The sequence below is a fragment of the Pantoea sp. T14 genome (assembly GCF_036663535.1).
GTDB classification, from domain to species: Bacteria; Pseudomonadota; Gammaproteobacteria; order Enterobacterales; family Enterobacteriaceae; genus Pantoea; species Pantoea phytostimulans.
In genome coordinates, this window is sequence record NZ_JAWUEB010000027.1 from 526,534 (window position 1) to 550,912 (window position 24,379).

At 49.9% G+C, this 24,379-nt stretch carries 24 protein-coding genes and 4 tRNA genes; 12 read left to right on the forward strand and 16 right to left on the reverse strand.

Going from position 1 to position 24,379, the window contains the following annotated elements:
• Positions 1 to 157: 157 nt before the first annotated feature.
• The 4 genes from SC127_RS20570 to SC127_RS20585 form a co-directional block, all read right to left on the reverse strand.
• A tRNA-Val gene (locus tag SC127_RS20570) sits at positions 158 to 234 on the reverse strand.
• A 10-nt stretch (positions 235 to 244) separates the two neighbouring features.
• Positions 245 to 321 (reverse strand) — tRNA-Val (locus SC127_RS20575).
• A gap of 3 nt (positions 322 to 324) precedes the next feature.
• Positions 325 to 401, reverse strand: a tRNA-Val gene (locus SC127_RS20580).
• Positions 402 to 554: 153 nt separating this feature from the next.
• Positions 555 to 1,928 (reverse strand): MATE family efflux transporter, encoded by a 1,374-nt coding sequence (locus SC127_RS20585; protein ID WP_243078065.1) that lies wholly within the window; start codon positions 1,926 to 1,928, stop codon positions 555 to 557.
• Positions 1,929 to 2,131: 203 nt separating this feature from the next.
• Between SC127_RS20585 and SC127_RS20590 the strand changes: the two genes are divergently transcribed.
• A complete protein-coding gene (locus SC127_RS20590) occupies positions 2,132 to 2,785 on the forward strand; it encodes a riboflavin synthase subunit alpha (protein WP_215846932.1) in 654 nt (217 codons plus the stop codon).
• Positions 2,786 to 2,829: 44 nt separating this feature from the next.
• On the opposite strand, the gene cfa is transcribed toward SC127_RS20590, so the two are convergent.
• On the reverse strand, positions 2,830 to 3,978 hold the full coding sequence (gene cfa / locus SC127_RS20595; RefSeq protein ID WP_243078063.1) for a cyclopropane fatty acyl phospholipid synthase: 1,149 nt from the start codon (positions 3,976 to 3,978) through the stop codon (positions 2,830 to 2,832).
• A 313-nt stretch (positions 3,979 to 4,291) separates the two neighbouring features.
• Positions 4,292 to 5,494: a purine nucleoside transporter PunC gene (gene punC, locus SC127_RS20600; RefSeq protein WP_332627823.1), complete on the reverse strand. Its 1,203-nt coding sequence runs from the start codon at positions 5,492 to 5,494 to the stop codon at positions 4,292 to 4,294.
• Positions 5,495 to 5,601: 107 nt separating this feature from the next.
• Between punC and punR the strand changes: the two genes are divergently transcribed.
• Complete coding sequence (punR, locus tag SC127_RS20605; protein ID WP_215846929.1) at positions 5,602 to 6,507, forward strand: DNA-binding transcriptional activator PunR; 906 nt, start codon at positions 5,602 to 5,604, stop codon at positions 6,505 to 6,507.
• Here punR and purR read toward each other — a convergent pair.
• Positions 6,504 to 7,529 (reverse strand): HTH-type transcriptional repressor PurR, encoded by a 1,026-nt coding sequence (gene purR / locus SC127_RS20610; protein WP_215846928.1) that lies wholly within the window; start codon positions 7,527 to 7,529, stop codon positions 6,504 to 6,506. The genes punR and purR overlap by 4 nt on opposite strands.
• A 277-nt stretch (positions 7,530 to 7,806) precedes the next feature.
• Between purR and cydH the strand changes: the two genes are divergently transcribed.
• On the forward strand, positions 7,807 to 7,899 hold the full coding sequence (cydH, locus tag SC127_RS20615; RefSeq protein ID WP_332627826.1) for a cytochrome bd-I oxidase subunit CydH: 93 nt from the start codon (positions 7,807 to 7,809) through the stop codon (positions 7,897 to 7,899).
• 43 nt (positions 7,900 to 7,942) lie between these two features.
• On the opposite strand, the gene SC127_RS20620 is transcribed toward cydH, so the two are convergent.
• The gene (locus tag SC127_RS20620; protein ID WP_332627828.1) at positions 7,943 to 8,719 is read right to left on the reverse strand and encodes a C40 family peptidase; all 777 of its coding nucleotides are present in this window, start codon (positions 8,717 to 8,719) and stop codon (positions 7,943 to 7,945) included.
• A gap of 361 nt (positions 8,720 to 9,080) precedes the next feature.
• Between SC127_RS20620 and SC127_RS20625 the strand changes: the two genes are divergently transcribed.
• On the forward strand, positions 9,081 to 9,416 hold the full coding sequence (locus SC127_RS20625; RefSeq protein ID WP_332628257.1) for a Grx4 family monothiol glutaredoxin: 336 nt from the start codon (positions 9,081 to 9,083) through the stop codon (positions 9,414 to 9,416).
• A 36-nt stretch (positions 9,417 to 9,452) separates the two neighbouring features.
• Here SC127_RS20625 and rnt read toward each other — a convergent pair whose 3' ends face one another.
• The 4 genes from rnt to SC127_RS20645 form a co-directional block, all read right to left on the reverse strand.
• The gene (gene rnt / locus SC127_RS20630) at positions 9,453 to 10,121 is read right to left on the reverse strand and encodes a ribonuclease T (RefSeq protein WP_332627830.1); all 669 of its coding nucleotides are present in this window, start codon (positions 10,119 to 10,121) and stop codon (positions 9,453 to 9,455) included.
• Positions 10,122 to 10,247: 126 nt separating this feature from the next.
• A complete protein-coding gene (gene gloA / locus SC127_RS20635) occupies positions 10,248 to 10,655 on the reverse strand; it encodes a lactoylglutathione lyase (RefSeq protein ID WP_215846925.1) in 408 nt (135 codons plus the stop codon).
• Between the two features lie 114 nt (positions 10,656 to 10,769).
• A complete protein-coding gene (locus SC127_RS20640) occupies positions 10,770 to 11,867 on the reverse strand; it encodes an alkene reductase (protein WP_243078059.1) in 1,098 nt (365 codons plus the stop codon).
• A 92-nt stretch (positions 11,868 to 11,959) separates the two neighbouring features.
• Positions 11,960 to 12,556, reverse strand: coding sequence for a TetR/AcrR family transcriptional regulator (locus SC127_RS20645; protein ID WP_215846923.1), 597 nt, complete (start codon positions 12,554 to 12,556; stop codon positions 11,960 to 11,962).
• Between the two features lie 172 nt (positions 12,557 to 12,728).
• On the opposite strand from SC127_RS20645, the gene SC127_RS20650 reads away from it, so the two are divergent.
• From SC127_RS20650 to SC127_RS20665, 4 genes are all read left to right on the forward strand, one after another.
• A complete protein-coding gene (locus SC127_RS20650; RefSeq protein WP_215846922.1) occupies positions 12,729 to 12,968 on the forward strand; it encodes a DUF1289 domain-containing protein in 240 nt (79 codons plus the stop codon).
• A 65-nt stretch (positions 12,969 to 13,033) separates the two neighbouring features.
• Complete coding sequence (locus SC127_RS20655) at positions 13,034 to 13,930, forward strand: aldo/keto reductase (RefSeq protein ID WP_332627836.1); 897 nt, start codon at positions 13,034 to 13,036, stop codon at positions 13,928 to 13,930.
• Between the two features lie 82 nt (positions 13,931 to 14,012).
• Entirely contained in the window at positions 14,013 to 14,525 is a 513-nt protein-coding gene (sodC, locus tag SC127_RS20660; protein WP_243078055.1) for a superoxide dismutase [Cu-Zn] SodC, read from the forward strand.
• A gap of 131 nt (positions 14,526 to 14,656) precedes the next feature.
• Positions 14,657 to 15,124: a hypothetical protein gene (locus SC127_RS20665; RefSeq protein ID WP_332627839.1), complete on the forward strand. Its 468-nt coding sequence runs from the start codon at positions 14,657 to 14,659 to the stop codon at positions 15,122 to 15,124.
• Here SC127_RS20665 and SC127_RS20670 read toward each other — a convergent pair whose 3' ends face one another.
• From SC127_RS20670 to SC127_RS20680, 3 genes are read right to left on the reverse strand one after another with little or no spacing between them, the layout of a single operon-like run.
• Positions 15,125 to 17,125, reverse strand: coding sequence for an FUSC family protein (locus SC127_RS20670; protein WP_332627841.1), 2,001 nt, complete (start codon positions 17,123 to 17,125; stop codon positions 15,125 to 15,127). It abuts the gene before it with no gap.
• The gene (locus SC127_RS20675) at positions 17,122 to 17,979 is read right to left on the reverse strand and encodes an efflux RND transporter periplasmic adaptor subunit (protein WP_243078052.1); all 858 of its coding nucleotides are present in this window, start codon (positions 17,977 to 17,979) and stop codon (positions 17,122 to 17,124) included. Before SC127_RS20675 ends, SC127_RS20670 begins: the two co-directional genes overlap by 4 nt.
• 4 nt (positions 17,980 to 17,983) lie before the next feature.
• Complete coding sequence (locus SC127_RS20680; protein ID WP_409075568.1) at positions 17,984 to 18,220, reverse strand: DUF1656 domain-containing protein; 237 nt, start codon at positions 18,218 to 18,220, stop codon at positions 17,984 to 17,986.
• Positions 18,221 to 18,371: 151 nt separating this feature from the next.
• On the opposite strand from SC127_RS20680, the gene slyA reads away from it, so the two are divergent.
• Entirely contained in the window at positions 18,372 to 18,809 is a 438-nt protein-coding gene (gene slyA / locus SC127_RS20685) for a transcriptional regulator SlyA (protein WP_215846918.1), read from the forward strand.
• Between the two features lie 76 nt (positions 18,810 to 18,885).
• Here the strand turns inward: slyA and SC127_RS20690 are convergent, their stop codons facing one another.
• A complete protein-coding gene (locus SC127_RS20690) occupies positions 18,886 to 19,353 on the reverse strand; it encodes a glycine zipper 2TM domain-containing protein (protein ID WP_243078051.1) in 468 nt (155 codons plus the stop codon).
• A 285-nt stretch (positions 19,354 to 19,638) separates the two neighbouring features.
• Between SC127_RS20690 and anmK the strand changes: the two genes are divergently transcribed.
• The 3 genes from anmK to SC127_RS20705 all read left to right on the forward strand — a co-directional run bounded on the left by anmK (position 19,639) and on the right by SC127_RS20705 (position 24,259).
• Complete coding sequence (anmK, locus tag SC127_RS20695; protein WP_243078050.1) at positions 19,639 to 20,760, forward strand: anhydro-N-acetylmuramic acid kinase; 1,122 nt, start codon at positions 19,639 to 19,641, stop codon at positions 20,758 to 20,760.
• Positions 20,761 to 21,058: 298 nt separating this feature from the next.
• Complete coding sequence (gene katE, locus SC127_RS20700) at positions 21,059 to 23,323, forward strand: catalase HPII (RefSeq protein WP_243078049.1); 2,265 nt, start codon at positions 21,059 to 21,061, stop codon at positions 23,321 to 23,323.
• An 867-nt stretch (positions 23,324 to 24,190) separates the two neighbouring features.
• A tRNA-OTHER gene (locus SC127_RS20705) sits at positions 24,191 to 24,259 on the forward strand.
• Positions 24,260 to 24,379: the final 120 nt, after the last annotated feature.

Below are 24,379 nucleotides of genomic sequence, written 5' to 3' on the forward strand. Positions count from 1 at the left end.
GAGTTATCGCAGTAAGCACGTGATCGCTGAAACCTTTCAAGTGAACAACGCGGCACAGTATAATCGCTAAGTATGCGAAAACCAATTAAAAAGCGGTACGGGTTTGCGATGTAGATCAAGAAAAACTGGGTTTGCGCAACAGGATAAAAAATGAGAGTGGTGCGCTCTAGTGGACTCGAACCACCGACCCCCACCATGTCAAGGTGGTGCTCTAACCAACTGAGCTAAGAGCGCATTTAAAAATTGGTGCGTCCGAGTGGACTCGAACCACCGACCCCCACCATGTCAAGGTGGTGCTCTAACCAACTGAGCTACGGACGCACTTGGTGCGCTCTAATGGACTCGAACCATCGACCCCCACCATGTCAAGGTGGTGCTCTAACCAACTGAGCTAAGAGCGCAACATGCTGTCAGGGCGACAGCGGGGACGAATATTAACGGCACGCTAAGAGACTGGCAAGGGGAAAAATGTTTTTTTCGTGATGACTGTCGAGCAACTGCGCTATGCGCCGTTTTTTTAGACATAACGGGCCTTTTCAGGCCCGTTCAACGACTTAGCGCGCCGCGCGTGTCAGAATTAATTGCGTGGGTAACTGCTGTAAACGTCGGATGCGCCACAGCATCATTATTGCGGCAGAGGTTAGGCCAATAATAAAGCCACACCAGAAGCCTGCCGGACCCAGGCGTGGCAGCACCCAATCAGTCATTGCCAGAATATAGCCCGTTGGAAAGCCGAGCAGCCAGTATGCAATAAACGTGATAAAGAAGATTGATCGCGTATCTTTGTAACCGCGTAAAATACCGCTTCCAATAACCTGAATAGAATCAGAGAATTGATAGATAGCGGCCAACAGCATGAGTTGGGCTGCTAATGTAATAACTTCAGGATTATCGGTATAAAGCAGCGCAATGTCGTGGCGGAATGTCACGGTAAAGAGCGCTGTTATCGCCGCCATGCTGATGCCAACGCCTTGGGCCGTCCATGCTGCCACGCGAGCTTGCTCGGTGGAACCTTGCCCTAACCGGTAACCCACGCGAATGGTAGTAGCGACCCCCAGTGATAAGGGCAAGACGAACATCAGAGAACTAAAGTTCAGCGCTATCTGGTGGCCTGCGACATTGATAATACCAAGCGGTGAAACCAAAAGTGCAACGACCGCAAACAGCGTTACTTCAAAAAAGAGTGCCAACGCTACGGGCAGCCCCAGCGTGACCAAACGGCTAAGGATAGGACGCGAAGGAGGTGACCAGCGGCTCTCTATGCGAATGTCGCGCATACTGCCCATTCTGCGAACCCAAAAGCGCATACAGATGAACATCACCCAATAGACCGATGCTGTTGCCACACCACATCCCACACCACCCAGCGCGGGCATACCGAAGTGACCATAAATAAAGATGTAGTTTAATGGGATATTCACCAGCAAACCGAGGAATCCTAATACCATGCCTGGTTTGGTTTTTGACATACCCTCGCACTGGTTACGCAGGACCTGAAAAAACAGATAGCCCGGCGCACCGAACAGCAGCGCATGGAGATAGCCCTCGGCTTTAAGGGCTAACAGCGGATCGATGTCATGCATCGAACGAATCAAATAGCCCGCATTCCACAGCACCAGCATGATTAAAATAGAAACAAAAAAGGCCAGCCAGAATCCCTGGCGAATTTGTTCGCCGATGCGTTCGCGGCGACCTGAGCCGTTGAGTTGCGCAACGGTGGGCGTCAATGCAAGAAGAAGACCATGGCCAAACAGGATGGCCGGAAGCCAAATGGAAGTGCCGACAGCAACGGCGGCCATATCCGTGGCGCTGACTGCGCCGGCCATAATGGTATCCACAAATCCCATTGCGGTTTGAGCCACCTGAGCCAGGATGACTGGAATCGCAAGGGCCAGCAATTGACGCGCTTCTGTTAAATACTTCTGCACGTAAACACCTGACTTATTTAATTAATGAAGGGACGTTGAAAGCCCCGGGGAAAAGCGCGGCTTAGTGTAACTGGCGTGACAAGATTCGCCAATCTTTGTCACACGATGCGTTTTGCTAAGCTGTAAAGCAACACGCAGGGCTGAAACCTAACAGCCTTCAATAGCTGTGATAAACTAGCGCAAACTTCGCAGAGGCAAAGACTATGTTTACCGGTATTGTGCAGGGCACCGCAGAAATAGTGTCCATTGAAGAAAAAGAGTTGTTTCGTACCCATGTAGTCAGACTGCCGCAAGAATTATTGCCAGGTTTAGCATTGGGCGCATCGGTAGCACATAACGGTTGTTGTTTAACCGTTACTGCTATTGAGGGCGATCTGGTGAGTTTCGATTTAATAAAAGAAACATTGCGCGTAACCAACCTTGGCGATCTACAGCCGGGCGATATCGTGAATATAGAGCGGGCAGCGAAATTCAGCGATGAAATTGGTGGCCATCTGATGTCAGGTCATATTATGACCACTGCTGAAATCTGCAAAATTATCCAGTCTGAAAACAACCGTGAAGTCTGGTTTAAAATTCAGGATCCGGCGCAGATGAAATATATTCTGCATAAAGGTTTTGTCGGCATTGATGGTATTAGTCTAACAGTGGGTGATGTCACGAAGACCAAGTTTTGTGTCTACCTGATCCCAGAAACGCTGGAGCGGACAACGCTCGGTGCGAAGACCTTTGGGGATCGAATCAACATTGAAATTGATCCACACACACAGGCGATTGTGGAGACGGTAGAGCGCGTTTTGGCTCAGCGTGAGTCCGCCGCGATTAAAGCATTATCCGAGCAGGGCGATCGAGAATAAAAAGCAGAAGGCGCATTGAGCGCCTTCTGCTTTTAATCCAGACTTCAGCGTGCCACGCGTAACCCACCTTCGACACCGCGGCTAAACACTACTTGCCATAACTGAATGTCTCGAGCACGAAACGCGCCCGCACACGCATTCAGATAATATGAGAACATGCGCTTAAAGCGTTCACCATAATTATCTGCCAGCTCAGGCCATGCCTGTAAGAAACGCGCGTACCAGGCCATTAATGTCGTGTCATAATCAGCACCAAAGTTGTGCCAGTCTTCCATAACAAAATGCGGCTCGCTGGCGTCAGCAATATGGCGCATTGAGGGTAAACAGCCGTTAGGGAAGATATATTTATCAATCCATGGATCAACATTCATATCCGTTACAATGGCGCCAATAGTGTGAAGTAAGAAAAGGCCATGAGGCTTTAAATTACGATCCACTACATCGAAATAGGTCGCGTAATTTTTGGGGCCGACGTGTTCAAACATACCCACTGAAACGATGCGATCAAATTGCCGATCAAGATCGCGATAATCCTGAAGCAGAATAGTGACATCCAAGCCTTCACAGCGCTGCTGGGCCAGTTTTTGCTGTTCAGCTGAAATCGTGACGCCATGTACCTTAACGCCATAATGACGCGCCGCATAAGCGGCGAGTCCGCCCCATCCGCAACCAATATCTAACAACGACATACCCGGCTCAAGCTGCAGCTTGCGGCAGATCATATCTAATTTGGCTTCCTGAGCCGCCTCTAAGGTTGTTGCGTCTTTCCAGTAAGCACAGGAATATTGCATATAGGGATCGAGCATCAGCGTAAATAAATCATTGCCTAAGTCGTAATGCTCTTTACCTACCATCCATGCGCGCTTTTTCGATTGTAGATTCGTTAATCGCGCGGCAGCAATGCGCAAAGTATCTTTGAAATGGTGCGGTAATTTCTGGTCCAGTTTGTGCTTAAGCACGCGGTGAAAAAATATATCCAGCTGTTCACACTCCCACCAGCCGTCCATATAACTTTCGCCTAAACCGAGCGAACCTTCCTGCAAGACACGTTTGAAAAAATCAGGATTAATAACCTGAATATCCCAGGGGCGAGTACCATTGATTTCGATATCTGCTTGTTCCAGCATTTCATGAACGATGCGATACCAATGGTTTTCTTCAAGGCTCACTTCTTCTATAAACGATGAACTCATAGCTTCTCCATCACCTGTCCAACCTGAACCTGAGAAAAAGAATAGCCAATTTCTCAGGGGTTTTGAGAAAAGTCACGGAATGGCCCGTGCGCCTGATATCCGACGTATTACAGAGGATTGAAAAGGAACAATGTTGGTCTCTCACAATAGAAAACAGAGATATTGTGCAGACGCCATCCCAGCGACAAAGTCGCTAAAAACACTCTAATTATGTTGTTGATTTGTAGCAGATTTATTGACCCGAATGAGTATATTATCACTCGGGTCAGTATTCAATGACTTATTGTTAGGTTGCTAATTAAAATCTTTCGCCTCAGTGATTATCCTGGCAAACGGATTTTGACGAGGCAACATCAGTTTGTGCGCTCACCTGGCGTTGGATACGGTATCCCAGCAGGGCAAGCAAGATCGTCAGTGCCATAATCATTGTGGTGGTATGTAAGGCATGTTGCAAACCCGCAGAAACGGCAAGGCTGGCGGCGAAACATAATCCTAATTGCAAACAGTTTTGCAGCGCTGCCGCTTTGCCCGTTGCATGAGGAAAAGGTTGTAGGGCGCTGGAAACGACAATGGGATAAATTGCACCGTTAGCTAACGCCATGCCGCAGAACGGCAGTAGGAGCGCCGTCAGGTTATTGACACCTGCCAGTGCAACAGCAAACAGCACCAGAATGCTCACGCTGTAAATGACTAACATCCACGGCAATAGCTGCGCACCGTTAAAGCGATTGAGCAGGGCGCGACAACCAAAGCCACCGATCAAAAAGGCGATGGTTTGCGGCACATAGCTCAAGCCAATATCGGCAGGCGTTAATCCGATGTCTGCCAAAATAAAGGGCGAACCGGTTAACCAGGCAAAAAAGCTGGCCGAGCAGGCAGCGTAAATTATGACGTTTCCGCGATAAACCGAAGAGCGAAGCAGGGTGATAAAACCGGGCTTTTGCTGATCGTTATTGGAGACTTTACGTGTGGAGGGTAAACGCAACGTCACGGCAATCAGTGCAACTGCTGTGAGTGTTAACACCAAAAAAATTGAACGCCAATGAAAATGACCGATAAGCCATGCGCCCAGCAGCGGCGCAAGTGCAGGTGAAAGTGCCACCAAAGGCATAATCGTCGCGAAAACCTTATTCGCGCGCGCCTGCGGATAGCGATCAACCACTAAAGCCTGCCAACTCACCGCTGCGGCACAAACACCTACCGCCTGAATAAAGCGCAGCACCAGCATCAAAATAGTGTCAGTCACCCACAACATGCCTGCACAGCCCAAGGCAAACAGCGTCAGGCCTGCGAGTAAAACGGGCTTGCGCCCAATGCGATCAGACAGCGGTCCCCAGAAAAGCTGCGCGCAGGCGAATCCCGCAAGGAACAAGCTCATGCTGGCACTGATGATACCCGGTGACGTATTAAACGTTTGTTGCATGGCGCCGAACGCAGGTAAATACATGTCTGTTGCTAAAAAGCCCAGCATACTGAGCAGCGCAAGGTAAGGGATAAAGCTCTTATTCGATAACATCTTTTTCTCATTTTTGCAGAATGAACGCGGCAGAGTGTAAAAGGTGCGTTTAAACCTGTGAAACGTTAATATTTGCCACTGGCTGTTAAAAATTTTGAAGGCAGATTATGTGGTCAGAATATGCATTGGAAGTTGTGGATGCGGTAGCACGCGGTGGAAGTTTTAGCGCAGCCGCACAGGAACTACACCGCGTTCCTTCTGCCATCAGCTATACGGTACGGCAGCTTGAAACCTGGTTGGCGGTTCCGCTATTTGAACGTCATCATCGCGAAGTGGTTTTAACCCCCGCAGGCGAACATTTTGTCCGCGAAGGACGCACTGTTATCAAAAAAATGCTGGCAACCCGACGTCAGTGTCAACAACTGGCAAATGGCTGGCGCGGGCAGTTAAGCATCGCGGTAGACTGCATTGTTAAACCAGAACGAACGCGGCAGTTAGTGAAAGACTTTTATCGTCATTTTCCCGACATGGAATTAATCATCAGTTACGAAGTGTTTAATGGTGTGTGGGATGCCTTAGCAGACGGGCGAGTTGACGTCGCGATTGGGGCAACCCAGGCTATTCCTGTGGGCGGACGCTTCGCCTTTAAAGATATGGGCGCGCTCAACTGGCGCTGCGTAGTGATGCGTGAGCATCCTTTAACACAGGCAGAGGCATTAGATGATGACACTTTGCGCAGTTGGCCGTCGTTGGTATTAGAAGATACATCACGGGCGCTGCCGCGTCGTATGACCTGGACGCTGGACAATCAGCGACGTTTGGTCGTGCCGGAATGGCAAACAGGGTTGGATTGTGTTTTGGCGGGGTTATGCGTTGCCATGGTGCCGGGGCATCTGGCTCGCCCGTTACTCGATTCAGGTGAACTGGTTGAACTCACGTTACCGGAAAGTTTTCCAGAAAGTCCTTGCTGCGTAAGCTGGGCGGAAGATCGCGCATCACCGGCGCTGGGTTGGTTGCTCAGCTATCTAGGTGATGCGCAAACACTTAATCAGGAATGGTTAAGTGAGGATTAACGGCGGTAATCGCGGAAAGGGCCATAACCTACTGAGCGACGCTCAATCAGTGTGGGATGAACCTCAATGGTCTGAGACTCTTCGCGTTTACTGGTAATACGATCCAACAACATATCCAACGCTTTTTCCCCCAACTCCGCTTTTGGCTGATGCACGGTAGTTAATGCGGGTGCGAAATAGCGTGCGTTGCGCACGTTGTCATAACCGATCACGGAAATATCTTGTGGGACGCGTAATCCCATTTCATCTGCGGCACAAATGGCACCCATCGCCATGATGTCACCACCACAAAAAACGGCAGTCGGTCTTTGTTTCTGCGAGAGGATTTGCTGCATCGCCTGATAACCTGACTCAGGCTCGAAGTCACCTTGTACGATCCACTCTGCGCGAGGCTGGATATTGGCTTCTTCCATGGCCTTCAGGAAACCTGCGTGACGTCCGCCACCCGTGTTGCGTTCCATTTGGCCCGGAATGGCGCCAATGTCGCGGTGTCCACGTTCGATTAAATAGCGCCCGGCAAGATAACCGCCGTGGAAGGCGTTATCGAGCACGGTGTCGGTAAAATCGCCACGCGATTCACCCCAATCCATGACCACCATGGGAATATTGCGATTTTCTTCCAGCATCTTCAGCAGATCGTCTGGATATTCGGAGCACATCACCAATAAGCCATCAACGCGTTTCTGCGCCATCATGGACAGGTAAGCGCGCTGTTTTTGCAAATCGTTATGCGCATTACCTAAAATCAGGGTGTAGCCTTTGTCAAAACAGTGATTTTCCACAGCCTCAATGATTTCAGCAAAGTAGGGCGCTTCGCTGGAGGTGGCGAGCAATCCCAGCGTTTTGGTGTGATTTACCTTCAGGCTTCGCGCCACTGCGCTCGGCGAATAATGCAGCTCCTGAATGGCTTGCCAGACCGCATTACGCGTTTCCTCTGCCACGAAACGCGTTTTATTAATGACGTGAGAGACGGTCGTTGTAGAAACTCCCGCGCGTTTCGCCACATCTTTGATTGTTGCCATGAAAAAGAGACTCCCGAGCTTATCTTAACTAGTTGATAAGCATGATGTTAAACGTTTGCGTCAACGTAGGGTTTTGCCCGCAAATATACTGCTTTTTTGCCGGTAATATGGCGTCTGTGCGGAAAAAAAAGCCAAAGGAAGACAGCGAACGGAACCGACGTTGCGCGCGTTGCGCAACAAAGGCGGGATTCTAACAAGGCTGAACGGATAAAACGAGATTTTTACTGGGCCTTATGGGAAAATGCTTTATCCACACAAACTGTGAGGCCAAGGAGAGATGATGAGTACCGAGATGAAACTGGCATTGATGACCACTGGCGGGGCATTATTGATGATTGTCGCTTTTAGCTTTACCGCTATTTTGCATTAATAAAAAAAGCCGGTTTAACCGGCTTTTTTTATGCTTAATGATTCTATCGTATGGTTTTCGGCGTCATCATTCGTCGGGCACCAATATAATGACGCTGCCAGTAATCTTCGCCTAATGCGCTGATCTGAATATCTTTGCCGGTGCGCGGCGATTGAATAAACTTCCCATCGCCTAAATAAACGCCGACGTGATCGGCGGTGCCGCGTCCATTGATGCGAAAGAATACTAAATCACCTTTCTCAAGCAATTCTCGCTTGATCGGCGCAGCATCACGCAGGTGATACATCTCATTGGCGGTACGTGGGATTTTAAACTTCAACAAATCTTTGTAGGCATACCATACAAGACCGCTGCAATCGAACCCGGTATGTGGAGAAGTACCGCCCCACTGATAAGGTTTGCCCAACTGGCCCATGAGTTTTGCCATCGCTGTCTCGCGCGCTTTTTGATAGCGCTGACGATGGGCCTTACTCATTTTAATCGTACCGAGCTCATTGGTTTCGGCTGCGATAACTTTTGATGAACGCTGGCGACCGTAATGTTTACTTGAGGATTTAAGCGTAATTTTTTTAGCGGAGGTATTATGTGCAACTAACTCGACTTTCTTCTGTTTTTTGAGTTTAAGTTTTTGAACGGAAGTCAGACGGGATTTCTTAACTGCGGTTTTTACCGGGCGTCGTTTACGCCGCTCATCTTCGCGTGCACTTTTTTTCTCTACTTTATGCTGGCTGGCCTTAACCGGCGCATGCGGTGAAGCAGATGCGACGTTAAAGAACAGCTGGGCAAAAGCCAGTATGAAAAGCGTAATGATTAGACGCATAGTCCGGTTACAGTTGAGCTGTCAGGTTAAAAACGGCCATAACAGGGTTGGAAAAATCTGATCCAGGATCAGTGCCGAGGCCATTCTAGTCCAGATGTTTTTAAAAAAGTAAGTCCTTTTTCTATTAATCTGTTAGCTGATTGAAATTGGAGCGAAAATGAGCAATTTCAGCACCTTATATCAGCGAAATTATTGCTAATTATTAATACATTAATGCGCATTAATGATATGAGAGTGTTATTTCTTATACAGCGACTTAACAAACATGGCGGTTTGACCTTCCGAAAGTAAATTCTCATTTTCAGTCCGAGGGCGAAGTCGCTACAATAAACAAACACGAAGTGACGAATTAAGGAAGGCAATTATGAGTACTGTAGAAAAAATTCAGCGCCAGATCGCAGAAAACCCGATCCTGCTGTTCATGAAAGGCTCGCCGAAACTGCCAAGCTGTGGTTTCTCTGCTCAGGCGGTTCAGGCGCTGTCAGCCTGTGGTGAGCGTTTCGCTTACGTGGATATTCTGCAGAATCCAGATATTCGTGCTGAACTGCCGAAATACGCAAAATGGCCAACTTTCCCACAGTTGTGGATAGATGGCGAACTGGTCGGCGGTTGTGACATTATCGTTGAGATGTTCCAGCGTGGCGAACTTCAATCGCTGATCAAAGAAACCGCTGAGAAGTTTAAAGAAGCGGAATAAGAAAAAGGCCGACAAATGTCGGCCTTTTTACGTTATCTATTCTGAGGCGCTTTCAGCCGCATCGCCTTCTGCAAAGGGTAAGGGCCATCCACCCAGCCGCTTCCAGCGATTAACCAATTCACAAAACAGCGTGGCAGTTTGCTCAGTATCATAAAGAGCAGAATGCGCCTGTGTACTGTCAAACTCCATGCCTGCCGCTTTACACGCTTTCGCTAAAACCGTTTGTCCCAAGACTAAACCGCTCAATGCTGCGGTATCAAAAGTAGCAAAGGGATGAAAAGGATTACGCTTGAGGTTGGCCCGTTCAGCAGCAGCGTTCATAAAGTTCAAATCAAAGGTCGCATTGTGCGCCACCATAATGGCACGGTTACAGCCGGTATCCTTGATCCCTTTGCGCACCATTTTAAAAATGGTATGCAGTGCGTCATGTTCATCGACAGCGCCACGTAGCGGGTTATGCGGGTCGATGCCGGTAAAAGCCAACGCTTCGGGATGCAACAGCGAGCCTTCAAAAGGCTCAACGTGAAAATGCAGCGTCTGGTCGAGGTGAATCCAGCCATCTTCATCCATTTTCAGCGTTGTAGCGGCAATCTCTAACAGCGCGTCGGTTTGCGCATTAAAGCCAGCGGTTTCTACATCAATAACCACCGGAAAGAAGCCGCGGAAGCGTTGATTGAGCGCGTTTGGGGAATTCGATTCAGACATCAGGATCTCATTGCAGGGAATGGGCAGCGCGCATTATGACAAAAAACAGCGTTGGGTGCAGCAGGCCACAAAGGGCTGGGGAAATATCAGCCTGCCGACAACAAGGGCAGGCTGAGTCAATCTTGTTTAGTGACCAAGACCTTTACCGGCGTCTTTATTCTCGATTAACTCGATTTTATAGCCATCTGGGTCTTCCACAAAAGCGATGATCGTAGAGCCGCCTTTGACCGGGCCCGCTTCACGGGTGACTTTTCCACCGTCGTTGCGAATACGATCGCACGCTGCAGCGGCATCATCCACGCCCAATGCGATATGGCCATAAGCATTACCCAAATCGTAGCTCTCTACGCCCCAGTTGTAGGTCAATTCAAGCACGGCACCTTCGCTCTCTTCGGTATAACCTACAAACGCCAGCGTATATTTATATTCGGTATTTTCGCTCTGACGCAGTAAACGCATACCCAGCACGCGAGTATAAAAATCAATGGAGCGTTGCAGATCGCCAACGCGAAGCATGGTGTGAAGTAAGCGCATAACATCCTCTTTAATCAAAACGTCATCGAATGATGACACAAGCGCTAAGTATAGCGACGAACAGAGTGAAAGAATAATCGCTGCCGCAACAAAACGTTACGACAGCACAGTCACTTACAGCGTGGGATAATCGGTGTAGCCTTCAGCACCGCCGCCGTAGAAGCTTTCTGGGCGCTGAGGATTAAGTGGCGCATCTTGCTGCAGACGCTCGACCAGATCGGGGTTGGCGATATAATCGCGACCAAACGCCACGGCATCAATCAGTCCACGCGCAATCAGGTCATCCGCTTTTTCTACTGTATAGGCACCGGCACCAATGATGACGCCAGGGAACAGCTTACGCACTTTCTCACGGAACGCGTCGGTGTAGGGCGTGCCGCCAGCCCAGTCAGGCTCAGACATATGCAGATAGGCAATGTTACGCTTCGCCAATTCACCGATATACCACAGTGCAGCTTCTTCTTCGTCTGGACCATTATCCAGATTCTGGAAGCTACCAATGGGAGAAACACGAATACCTATGCGATCGGCTGACCAGTTTGCAATCACAGCATCAACAACTTCCAGCGCAAAACGGCCACGCTTCTCAATGCTGCCGCCATATTCATCGGTACGCGGGTTTGAATCTGGCGCAAGGAACTGATGAATCAGATACCCGTGTGCTGAGTGAAGCTCAAGCAAATCGAAATCAGCTTCACGCGCGTTTGTCGCCGATTGACCAAAATCTTTTACGATCTGCTGGATTTCCGCCACGCTTAATTCGCGCGGTGTCGAGGTATCTTCACGATAAACGCTGCCATCAGCAGCGCGAAGTGAAGTACGCGTACCTGCAGGAATAGCCGCTGGTGCTACCGGTGCGTTGCCTTCTGGCTGCACGCTGTGATGCGAAATACGTCCGGTATGCCAAAGTTGTACAGCGCTGTGACCGCCCGCTTCATGAATACCGTTATTGATCTCTTTCCATGCCGCGATTTGTGGCTGGGTGTGCAATCCCGGCGCGCCGGCATAGCCCTTAGCCTGGAAAGAGATCTGCGTGGCTTCGGTGATAATCAAGCCTGCGCTGGCACGTTGACGATAATATTCGCCCATCAGTGGAGTCGGTATATCGCCTGGCTCAATGCTGCGCAAACGGGTCAGCGGCGCCATGAAAACACGGTTTGGAACGGTGATTGCACCGACTTTTAGCGGACGAAACAGCTGGGTACTCGCCATGTAAACTCCTTATTAGTAGACCAGTCATCTATTAAGTGGCATTTTAAAAAACAAAATTGTCTTTTTAAAATCTCAAAAGTGCCATTTTAAAATCAGTGCGCATTTAGCCACTGTTCGATGGTACTGAGTGCGAGATGCATAGGTTGCACCTCACGGGAAATCTTGCTTTGTAAACTTGCGCCCAACCATAAAAGGTAGAGTAATTCGGCCATTTGCGCAGGCTGTTGCGGCAAGTTGACCGCTTCCTGCTGCTGCGCGGTCTGCAAAGTTTGAGCATAAACAGCAATGATTTTACTGGCGCCGAGTTGCAAAGCCTCTCGCATCGGTTCAGAGAGATCACACACTTCGGCTGAAAGCTTAACGCCTAAACAACCCACAATATGACCTTCTTCACGAAACAAACGCTCTGCGCGACGAAAATGGTTAAGCAATCGTTCTCGGGCACTTCCGGTTTCTTGCTGCAACTGATACTCAACATCTTGCAAGTAGCGTGCAAAGTAACGTTCCAGCAAGACTACACCAAACACTTCCTTTGATCGGAAGTGATAATAGAAAGAGCCTTTTGGTACTTCTGCTAGCGTCAGCAGTTCGCTCAATCCCATGCCGGTAAAACCGCGTTGCAGACAAAGCTGCTCGCCTGTAACCAGCAAATGTTCTCGGGTATCGTTGCGTTGTCGCGTTATGTTCATGTCGGCCAGACTATTAGACCAGTTGGTCTATTGCAATGCCAAATTGCGCTTTCGGCACATACTGTTTAGTTTGTAGGGAGAGCAATAGCGCAAATTACGCCCGTTTATTGGGGTTTCTTGCTTAAAAACACTACGCTCTTTTTAGACCTCATGTTTTTTATTCGGAGATGCGGTGGCGGAGCAACTTGAATTTTTTCCCGTTCCCAGCCCTTGTCGCGGCATTTGTCAGACGGATGCGCGCGGCTTTTGTGTGGGATGTTTGCGCAGCCGTGATGAGCGGTTTAACTGGATGCGCTTCAGCGATGGACAAAAGCGTGAAGTATTGCGCTTATGTCAGCAACGCCGTATACGCATGCTGCGCCAGAAGAAAATAGACGAGCCGCTTGATCCTGAACAACCTTCATTGTTCTGACGCGTTCCCCGTTTCCGTTATACTCCCTTACACGCCTTCAGCCCTTTCAATACAGGATGTTCACGATGTTAGAACCGCAATTGATCGCACCGCACGGACCCACTTTTTCGCCGCTAATTATGGGCTATTGGCGCCTGATGGAATGGGACATGACGCCGCAGCAGCGGGTGGCCTTTATAGAACACCATCTTGCGTTAGGCATTACCACTGTTGATCACGCCGATATATACGGTGAATATCGCTGTGAGGCTGCCTTCGGTGAAGCGATGAAACTGGCGCCAGCATTACGCAAACAGATGCAGATCGTCACTAAATGCGGTATCGCCACACGCGCTAAGCCAGAACACCACATTGGTCACTACAATACCGATAAATCCCACATCCTGAGCAGCGCTGAAAAATCACTCAGCCATTTAGCGACCGATTATTTAGATCTGTTATTGATTCACCGTCCCGATCCGTTAATGGATGCAGATGAAGTCGCTGAAGCGTTCATTGCGCTGCATCAGAGCGGTAAGGTGCTCCATTTTGGCGTCTCCAACTTTACACCTACACAGCTCACGCTATTGCAAACGCGCTTGCCTTTCTCTTTAGTGACAAACCAATTAGAAATATCGCCGGTTCAGCAAAGTGTGTTACTGGATGGATCGTTGGATCAATGCCAACAACATCGCATTCGCCCAATGGCCTGGTCATGTTTGGGGGGCGGACTTTTATTCAGCGATCCACATTATCAACCGCTGCGTGATGAACTCGAAACGGTGCGGCAGGAGATAGGTGCGTCAAGTCTGGAACAGGTGGTATATGCCTGGGTGATGATGCTGCCCAGCAAGCCATTGCCCATCATTGGTTCGGGTAAAACACAACGCGTTAGCGAAGCTGCAGGTGCTGTGCAATTGAAGATGAATCGCCAGCAATGGTTCCGCATTCGTAAAGCGGCGCTGGGTTACGACGTGCCCTAAAGCGTAAAATTGCGTCAAACTTGAGCAAGATAACGCATCTAAGGCCAGGCTTATGGAACCCTGGAATGTAAAAGGAGTAACAATGAAAACGATAGCGTTATTGGCAATGTTAACGTGTGGCGCAGCACAAGCGGCTTCAGAGCAGGTCACCCTCCATCAGGTTACGGCTGAAGGCATCGGTAAAACGGTTGGCACAGTGACAATCGAAGAAACGCAGTATGGTTTACAGTTCACCCCTAAATTACAGGGATTAACACCCGGTATTCATGGTTTCCATGTTCATGCTAAAGGAAGCTGTGAACCGGGGCCTTCTGAAGGCAAAACGGTAGCGGCCGGTGCAGCGGGTGGACATTTGGATCCCGCCAACACGGGTAAACACCTCGGCCCATACGGTGAAGGCCATTTAGGCGATTTACCGGCCGTTTATGTTGATGATAAAGGCATGGCCAGTTATCCGGTGCTGGCACCGCGGATCAAATCGCTCAGCGAGGTCAAAGGTAAAGCATTGATGGTACACGTAGGCGGTGACAATCATGCTGACCATCCTCAACCGTTGGGCGGCGGCGGGGCACGTTATGCCTGCGGCGTAATCTGACTTTACGGGCGGCTAGCCTTTGCCGCCTGCTTTCCTCTACGTTGTTTACTCTTTAGCGCTATCATCATAAACCGTTCCCCCCTATGATGTTGATTCAAGTAAGAAAGGTTGATGAGCTAAGGAGCAGGTGAATGAAACTATCGGGCGCATTATTATTGTGTCTGCTGCTAGTGGGATGCGATCAACCTAATGACACGCAGTTGGTGACCGAAACTGGGCGGCAACTTCAACGCACCATCGATACTAATCCGATGCGCGGCGTCTGCGAAAATATTGCTAAAGGCCGTGAGTGGCTGAGCAAAAACACCGTGCGCAAGCTGGAAGCCAAAGGCTGTCAGGATGTGTTGCGCAGCGCCACTGAAACCAATTTCACTGATACCACCATCACGCACCGCGCCATGACCATGGTGTGCGGCGGAATTGAAGGCAAAAGCTTTACCGGTACCGCTATTATCAGGCGCTTTATCTTTTCACCTGATGAGAAAGCGCTGGTGATTCAGCCGATGGCGGAAGTGGACAAAACTCGTTTCGAAGGGCACAAAACGTTGCAGCAACTGCAGGATGAATTTAGCCGCCAACAGCAGCAATATTGCCGGTAATTAATCAGGTACAGCCTGTTTAAGTTGTGCCAAAGAACAGCGTAAACGCCAGAGAATTCCCGCTAATGTATTGGCCTCACTGTTTTCTTCCGTCAGTAGCTTATCAATAGTCGTGGCCAGTTCATCCAGCGTATTGTCGAGCGAGCCATGCCGCACACCATGGCTGCTGATAATTTGCTGTAAATTATGCAGACTGCCCTCGCGTATTTGCCCAAGCGAGGGTGATGAAGGCTGCCAGTCACGTAATTGCCAGACGATGTGCGAACAGTTAAGCAAAACCACGCCCCAGCGCAGTAACCAGACGCGCGCCTGCTCATCACGACTGTTACTCAGTTGGCTGATGTGGTGATAAATTTGTGACTCAAACCGATCTTCGCTTAAGCGCGGCCGCCGTCGTAGCTGATCGAGAAACGCCACGCGTAGCGCACGAATATGACGGCGACTGCGCCGTGCATCCGAACTCGGTCGTAAAATCTGAAACGCCAACCATGCCAGTAATACACCACAGACTTTCGCAATGTTGTCATTGAAGAAGTCTGCGTAATCCCAATTGGGTGGATTGGTCACAGCAATAAACGATCCCATAAAGACAATAAATTGCCCCCACATGCCTGCCCGCTGTTTTTGTTGCAGCTTAAAGAGTTGCAAAGTGATCAGGAGCGGAAACAGCAACAGCAGAAATTGCCACAGCTGATTGATCTGCACCATAAAGCCAAACTTCATCACAAAGCTGAACACGAACAGCCACAGCAGCGTTTTCAGTAACAAGCTCACGCTGCCACTGGGCGAAGGGGCGGAAGAGTAGAGCACACAGGCGATGGCCGTTAAGGTCAAGGCAGAAGCGCCAGATGACCATTGGGTGTTAATCCAGAAAGCACAGCCTAATACGATGACGCTAAAGGTGCGAAGCGCGCTCCAGCCCGCCTCAGCGCTGTCGCTTTCACGGGCCAGCGAAGCCACGCGCGGCGGCTGAAAACGGGTGTCAGCATCGGCGTGTTCAAGTAAGCGGATCCAACGCGAAACGTTTAAGTACATCCAGCAGAAGTAGCGCAGGCGCTGGCAGAATGCGCGCTGACGATAATCACCGTCTGCGGCGGGGGTGATAGTGCGCAGTATTTGTGCCAGACGATATTTATTGCAGTGCGGCGTGGCCAACTCTTCTGTGAGTTGCTGCATAGCAGCGTAAAGCGCTGCGGGAGCGTCCGGCCAGTTCAATAACATACGGCGTAAACTTGAGAGCACGCTGGTCAGGCGCAATTGCTGATGCAGTACATAGTTCAGTACATTGTTCTGCCGTCGATAGCGGTAATGACTCCAGAAGGCCTGAATGCGCAATAAATTCATGGTCAGGATCTGGCTAATGACGTTTTCATGTGCCGTTCGCACATTATCGGCATCATTCTGCTGTAGCAGCAGGATGGCATGATCCAGCAAACGCGCATGCATCTGTTTCAGCGAATTCATAAGGGCATCGCCGTCGGAGGTGCTGGGTAACACCATCATCATAAATCCGGCACATAAAATGCCTGAAATCACTTCACAGACCCGCGCCTGCGTAATAGTCCAGAGATCAGACACATCGGTAATATCAACGCTGCTAAAGGCAATAATTGCAGCGGTATAGCCCGCCAGCGAAAAAGCGTAGGCGACGTTATTTTGATAGTGATTGGCGATCCAGGTACAAAAAGCCAGCCAACCCGCAATAGCAAAGGTAAAAAGCCAGGGTTCGTTCAGTGTATGACCCGCAATCAGCAGTGCAGCAGTTGCACCAAGTAAGCTGCCAACAATACGCCCAAGACTTTTACTGATCGCACCGCCGACGGTAGGAAAGCTAATCACAGCAGCTGAAGTCATTGCCCAGTAAGGCTCATCCAGCTCCAGTCCATACGCAATGCTCAACGCCATACACATTGCCAGCGCATTTCGTAGTGCATAGCGCCACTGATTCGCGTTAGCTTTTATCCAGGGCAATTGATCCCAGGCGAGCCACTGAAAATTCATGGCTGAATGTTGATTGTGCAGGTTGTACCTGCAACTAATGGAACGTTATCGGGAATCGCGGCGAGGCGAATACGCACCGGTACGCGCTGCGCAAGCCGCACCCACGGCACGTTGGGTTTGATATCAGGAACCAGCTGGCTATCCGTATCAATACTTTGATCATAAATGGCGCGACCAATGCTTTCGACTTCGCCTTGCAAGCGTGCGCCATTGCTGTACAGCACAATTTGCGCCGCTGCGCCGGGACGAATATGACGCAGTTTGGTCTCTTCAAAATAGCCCATTACGTAGTAAGAGTGGCTGTCGACCAGCGCAAACAGCGGCGTTCCGGCAGTGGCGTAATTCCCTGGACGCAAAGTGAGGTTACTGATCCAGCCGTCAGTTGGCGCGGTAACGGTGGTTTGCTGGAGGTTCCAGCGCGCTTGATCCAACGTCGCCTGCGCAGCTTTGGCACTTGCCGCCATGGCATTGGCGCTCAAACGATAGGCATCTAAATCTTCGGCAGAAATCACGTTGCGCGGCAGGCTGGCACGGCGATTAGCTTCATGTTGCGCTTTAGCGAGATCGGCCTGCGCTTTGTTTAACTGCGCCTCCGCATTATGCAGCGCGATTTCCCATGGCACGGTATCGAGAGTGAGCAGTTGCTGGCCTTTATGTACGAACTGGTTGTCTTTCACCGCGAGGCTCACAATGCGTCCTGAAACCTGCGGTGTAATATCCACCAGCTCAGCGCGCACTTTGCCATCTCGTGTCCACGGTGACTGCATGTAGTAATTCCAAATCCACCAACCTGCCAGCAGCGCTAAGGTGAAGACAATCAGGGTTGAGAAATACTTTACCGCATTGAATTTCATATAATTATCCGTGACCAATAATCCAAAGTGCAGCGGTAACGCACAGCACAAACAGCGAGAGATCGAATAAAGTGGGATGCCAAACATCGCCCGAATAAACCCAGCCGCGTATCAAGGGATGGATGAGCAACCAAAAAAAGAAGCCAAGTAGCACCGCTTTAAAGAGGGGAGGAAAGAAGAGTGAAGCACCAAAAACCAGGTCAGTAAGCGGTTTGGCGCCAGCAAAATGAGATGTGGGCACGTTCATCATCCTTTGTTAACCCAGGTGTCTGTCTCAAAAAGCGTAGATGAGAGGCAGCGACTTGGCCTGAGATTTGTAATTTGTCCTTTAACCTCGCAAAATAGTGTAAAATCTGGCTTGATAGCTAGCAAGCTAATTATAAGGAGATGAAATGGATACGCCCCTCGGAACGGATTTATCTCGCCTGGTGCGCATCTGGCGCGCGTTGATTGATCAGCGTTTAAAACCGCTTGAGCTGACCCAAACTCACTGGGTGACGTTGCACAATATTCATCAACTGCCGCCAGAGCAGTCGCAAATTCAATTAGCCAAAGCCATTGGTATCGAACAGCCATCGCTGGTTCGTACGCTTGATCAGCTTGAAGAAAAAGGGCTAATCACCCGTTCGACGTGCGCCAATGACCGCCGTGCCAAACGCATTAAACTGACACGTCAGGCTGAGCCGATTATCGAAAAAGTTGAAAATGTGATCGATGCAACCCGCGACGATATTCTTGCAGGAATCAGTCGCGATGAGATTACGCAGATGGTAACGCTGATTACCCGACTCGAAAAAAACATTCTGGAACTGCAGAATCGCGAGAAATAATGCGGAAAGTCGTATGAGGAGTCACGCGAGCAGTAAAAAAAAACCGACGCCCGGCGTCGGTTTTTTTATGCATTGTTTAGCGAGGTGAAACAGTTATCTGGCTGCCATTCGACGCCATTACGACGCGCTGACCCACTGAGTAGCGCGTGGCGGCTTGTTTTTGCACCACCATGATGGTGTTGCCGTCATCTTTGCGAATTTCAAGCTCAACGCCGTCGGCTTTGTTAACCGCACCTTGCACGCCTTGACCCGCTACGCCGCCCAATACCGCACCACCGGCTGTTGCCAGGCTGCGACCCGCGCCGCCGCCGATGGTATTGCCCAGGAAACCGCCTAGCACAGCACCCCCGATCGCACCAATTACGTTATTTTCATCGCCACCCTGAATCTTAACCGGGCGGACAGAAACCAAGGTGCCATAAGAAACGCTCTGGACCTGTTTAGCTTCATTTGCGCTATAGGTATCACCTGACAAGGTATCTGTATTGCTACAACCTGCCAGCATCACACCGGTCAAAGCGACCACAATTACACGCTTAATCATTTAAAAACTCCTTTAATCGAGAATGCGCCACGTTTATCGCGATATCCTGAAAACAGTATAAGCACAAACCTGGCAAATTAATCTTAGTCCGAAAAAAACGCGGTTGGCGGAAGCATAGACTACGAGGTGTCAACAATAATTCAATCGATGACAAAATAGTGTTGCCCTACGGTATTTGCTGCTGTGTCACGGTAGAAAGAATCATTTAATCATAGAATTAGCCAGCAGAATTTGTCAGGCTACCCACATCAGCAATGAACTTCCCGGCGGAAGTAAGGAATGACAATGAAATCAGGACGTTATATTGGCGTAATGTCCGGCACCAGTCTGGATGGTGTCGATGTCGTGCTGGCAGCGATTGATGAAAATATGGTTGCACAACAGGCGAGCTACTGCCATCCAATACCGCAGGCATTGCGTCATGAGGTTTTGGCGATTTGCCAGGGACAAACATTAACACTGTCGCAGTTGGGCCAATTAGATGCACGTTTGGGCAAGCTGTTTGCTGAAGCGGTCTTGACCTTAATGCAGCGTGAATCGCTGGAAGCCAGCGATGTGGTCGCTATTGGCTGCCATGGGCAAACGGTTTGGCATGAGCCGCTAAGCGCAGCACCCAATACCCTACAAATTGGTGACAATAATCAGATTGTCGCGGCAACCGGCGTTACCGTGGTGGGCGATTTTCGTCGGCGTGATATGGCGTTAGGTGGACAAGGCGCGCCGCTGGTACCCGCCTTTCATCAGGCGCTGTTAATGGACACCACTGAACGTCGCATGGTGCTGAACATTGGTGGTATCGCCAATCTCTCTTTACTGATCCCTGGCCAACCGGTGCGTGGTTTTGATACCGGGCCAGGCAATATGCTGCTGGATGCCTGGATTTGGCGTAATCAGGGCAAGCCTTACGATAAAGATGCACACTGGGCCCGAAGCGGTACGCTGATTTCTGCGCTGCTGGAGAATTTACTGCGCGAACCCTGGTTGGCTTTGCCGCCGCCCAAAAGCACCGGGCGTGAATACTTTAACTTAGGTTGGCTGGAACAGCATCTGCGTGCCTTTCCTGGTGTGGCACCGCAAGATGTTCAGGCAACACTCACTGAATTCACGGCATTAACTATCGCACAGCAGGTTCAACTCAATGATGGCTGCGATCGGTTAATGGTGTGTGGTGGCGGTAGCCGAAATCCATTGTTGATGGCGCGTCTTGCAGCACATCTTCCCGGAACCGAAGTCACCACCACCGATGCAGCAGGCATCAGCGGTGATGATATGGAAGCGCTGGCTTTTGCCTGGCTGGCTTTTCGCACGATGTCAGGCATGCCGGGCAACCTGCCTGCCGTAACGGGGGCGCGTGAAAAGAGCATTTTGGGTGCGATCTATCCCGCAAACCCTCTCTATCGGCGTTGAGTTTTAGCATCATGTAAACGCGCAGGCAGACGAGTTTATTCCAAAGAATCGCATTATCTGGCGCTGCGGGCGATCTTAAAACGTTGGCTGTTTTCAGATGGCTCGCTTACTGCAGATAACGAAGCCCATTAAACTTTATCGGGCGTTCCTTCCGCAAACCGCCATTATTCCGCGTCTCCCACTCTGATTGAACACATCCTCCAGATAAATTACTAAATCCTTGTTATTTCTCAGTGTATCCAAAAGGGTGTTCTATAGTTAATCGCGTGATAAGCGATAACTACAGGAGAAATGCGCAATGTCGAAAGAGAAAGACAATAAAGAGATGAGCCACCGCGCGCCGTCAACCGGGCCGGAATCTGCTAAACCAGGGTTAGGTTCACTGGCACCTAAAGATGCTTCACATCAACCTTCTTCACATCCTACACCGCCAGGGAAAGAGCCTACGGCGCCCGGGAGTCTTAAAGCGCCTGATACGCACAATGCTAAGCTTGACCAGTTAGCTGCTAACCGAAAAAACGGTGAAAATGCCGCCCTAACCACCAATCAGGGCCTACGAATTTCAGATGACCAGAATTCCTTGCGCGCCGGTACACGCGGCCCGACGCTGCTTGAAGATTTCATTTTACGTGAAAAAATTACGCATTTTGACCATGAACGTATCCCGGAGCGTATCGTCCATGCCCGTGGCTCAGCAGCGCACGGCTATTTTCAGCCTTACCGCTCACTAAAAGATCTCACTAAAGCTGATTTCCTCGACGATCCCGACAAGATTACGCCGGTTTTTGTTCGTTTCTCTACCGTTCAAGGCGGCGCAGGATCGGCGGATACCGTGCGCGATATCCGCGGCTTCGCCACGAAATTTTATACTGAAGAGGGCGTTTTTGATTTAGTCGGTAACAACACGCCGGTTTTCTTTATCCAGGATGCTCACAAATTTCCAGACTTTGTCCACGCGGTAAAACCAGAGCCGCACAATGAAATTCCGCAAGGGCAGAGTGCACATGACACCTTCTGGGATTATGTTTCGCTGCAACCCGAAACGCTGCACAACGTCATCTGGGCGATGTCTGACCGTGGTATTCCGCGCAGCTACCGCACAATGGAAGGCTTTGGTATCCACACTTTCCGGCTGATTAATGCCGAAGGCAAAGCGACCTTTGTGCGTTTTCACTGGAAGCCGGTAGCGGGTAAAGCATCACTGCTGTGGGATGAATCACAGAAGCTCACTGGCCGCGATCCTGATTTCCATCGCCGCGATCTCTGGGAAGCGATTGAAGCGGGTGATTTCCCAGAATATGAGTTGGGGCTACAGCTGATTCCAGAAGAAGATGAGTTTAAGTTTGATTTCGACCTTCTTGATGCCACCAAGCTGATCCCCGAAGCGCTGGTTCCCGTTCAGCTGGTGGGTAAAATGGTGCTGAACCGTAACCCAGACAATTTCTTTGCTGAAACTGAACAGGTTGCATTCCACCCCGGTCATATTGTTCCCGGTCTCGACTTCACGAACGATCCGCTGTTGCAGGGCCGTCTTTTCTCCTATACCGATACGCAAATTAGCCGACTTGGTGGACCCAACTTCCACGAGATTCCGATTAATCGCCCCGTTTGCCCTTACCATAATTTCCAGCGTCAGGGCATGCATCGCATGGAGATCGACACCAATCCTGCCAACTATGAACCTAACTCCATTAATGACAACTGGCCGCGCGAAACGCCACCGGCAGCGAAAGGGGGCGGTTTTGAGAGTTATCAGGAACGCGTGGAAGGTCATAAGGTCCGCGAGCGCAGCGCGTCGTTCGGTGAATATTATTCTCAGCCGCGTTTGTTCTGGCAAAGCCAGACGCCTGTTGAGCAGCAGCATATTATCGGTGCCTATTCGTTCGAGCTGAGTAAGGTGGCTCGCCCTTATATTCGTGAACGTGTACTCGATCACCTGCTGCGTATAGATATAAAGCTCGCGCAGGGCGTGGCGGAAAATCTTGGTATTGCGCTGACGGAAGAGCAGTTGAATACGGCGCCGCCAAAAGAGGTGAATGGCTTGACCAAAGACAGTAGCCTCAGCCTTTACGCCACGCCAGGCGGCAGTATCAAAGGCCGCCAGGTCGCGCTGCTGCTGAGTGATGGGGTAAAATCTGCCGATGTATTAACGATTCTGCAGGCACTGAAAGCGCAGGGTGTACATGCAAAACTGCTGGCTTCGCACATGGGTCAGGTTCGTGCAGATGATGGCTCGGTGCTGCCTGTCGACGCAACGTTCAACGGCTTGCCTTCGCTCACCTTTGACGCTGTTATCGTCCCAGACGGCAACATTGACGCGCTGCTGCTCAGCGGCGATGCGCGTTACTTCCTGCTGGAAGCGTATAAGCACTTAAAAGTGGTCGGTTTAAGTGGCGATGCCCGTCGTTTCAAAGCGCAGTTTGGTTTGGGCGATGCTGACGTTGAAGAGGGAATCATCGAAGACAGCAAAGCCGAAGATGCGTTCATGAATGAATTCCTTTCTGCGATGGCATCACATCGCGTTTGGTCACGCAGTCAGAAAGCACTCTCCGTTCCGGCTTAATTGTTTACAGGGGCGTTTTCGCCCCTGTTTGCTTCTCTGCCAGCCGCTGCCGCCAGATTTCCCCTGCCTTTCCAGGTAAACTCGATTAATACCTTATCAGGGCACTTTTCATTGCCGCCTCGCGCTTAAAGGGCCGACGTTACCCGCGTGAAGAAAATATAAAGTGGTTTTCCGTTTCGCTAATCAAGTAGACGTGAGTGGCTTCGCCGCTTGAGGAAACAAATGTTATATCCTGGCCAATGCTCATTGAACTGAACGCCTCCACTGGTTGGGCTTGTTTCTGTATTTCAAGCACTATCCGCGAGGGGAAGGATTTATCATTCACCGTGTCAATGTGATAATTTCCTGTAAATTCAATGTCAGGGTTATCCAATATGTAAAATTGTCCTAGCGGCATAATAATATCCTCTTTGAAATGAGCGGGTTACCAAATTATTCAAAATTAATTGCGCAGGGTATATAACATAATAATATAGCACACGATTATATTACTGGATAAATGAACGACTTAGCTAAAAAGGGTGATCGCATTTGCGGGTTAATTGCCGCTTGCGCTTGCTTCAATAAATAAGCGCATTATTATCAATGCTACTAATCTATGGATAATATCTATAGCCATCATTTTTAATCCAGGCTGAGATTCTTAGTATGCTAACTTTTGAATGTCCCTCATGCGGCTGTAAAAAATTCCAATTTACTTTTTGCAGCGAAACGCGATTGCGCAGCCATGGAGCATCCTGCGCGCAATGCCGGGCCATAATGACGTTCGAATCCTGTCTTCAAAACACCGCTGCGCATTCTGATTATCGGGCGCTTAGCGGTTCTCTGGCCGAAACAGACAGGAAAAACTGAAAATCAGTAAGCGATACGGGCGTGGTATAAGGCATTACGGCAGCTGATAAGCTGACGATGCGGGTTCAAGTCCTGCTGCCCGTTCCCGTTTACACTTGCCGAACGGAAAGTATGGCTCTCTGTTATAGGGGGCAACGGCGTCGGCTATGTAATCGATGAAATTATTTATTTCTTCTGTTCTAATGAGTTAATAGGCGTCGATCC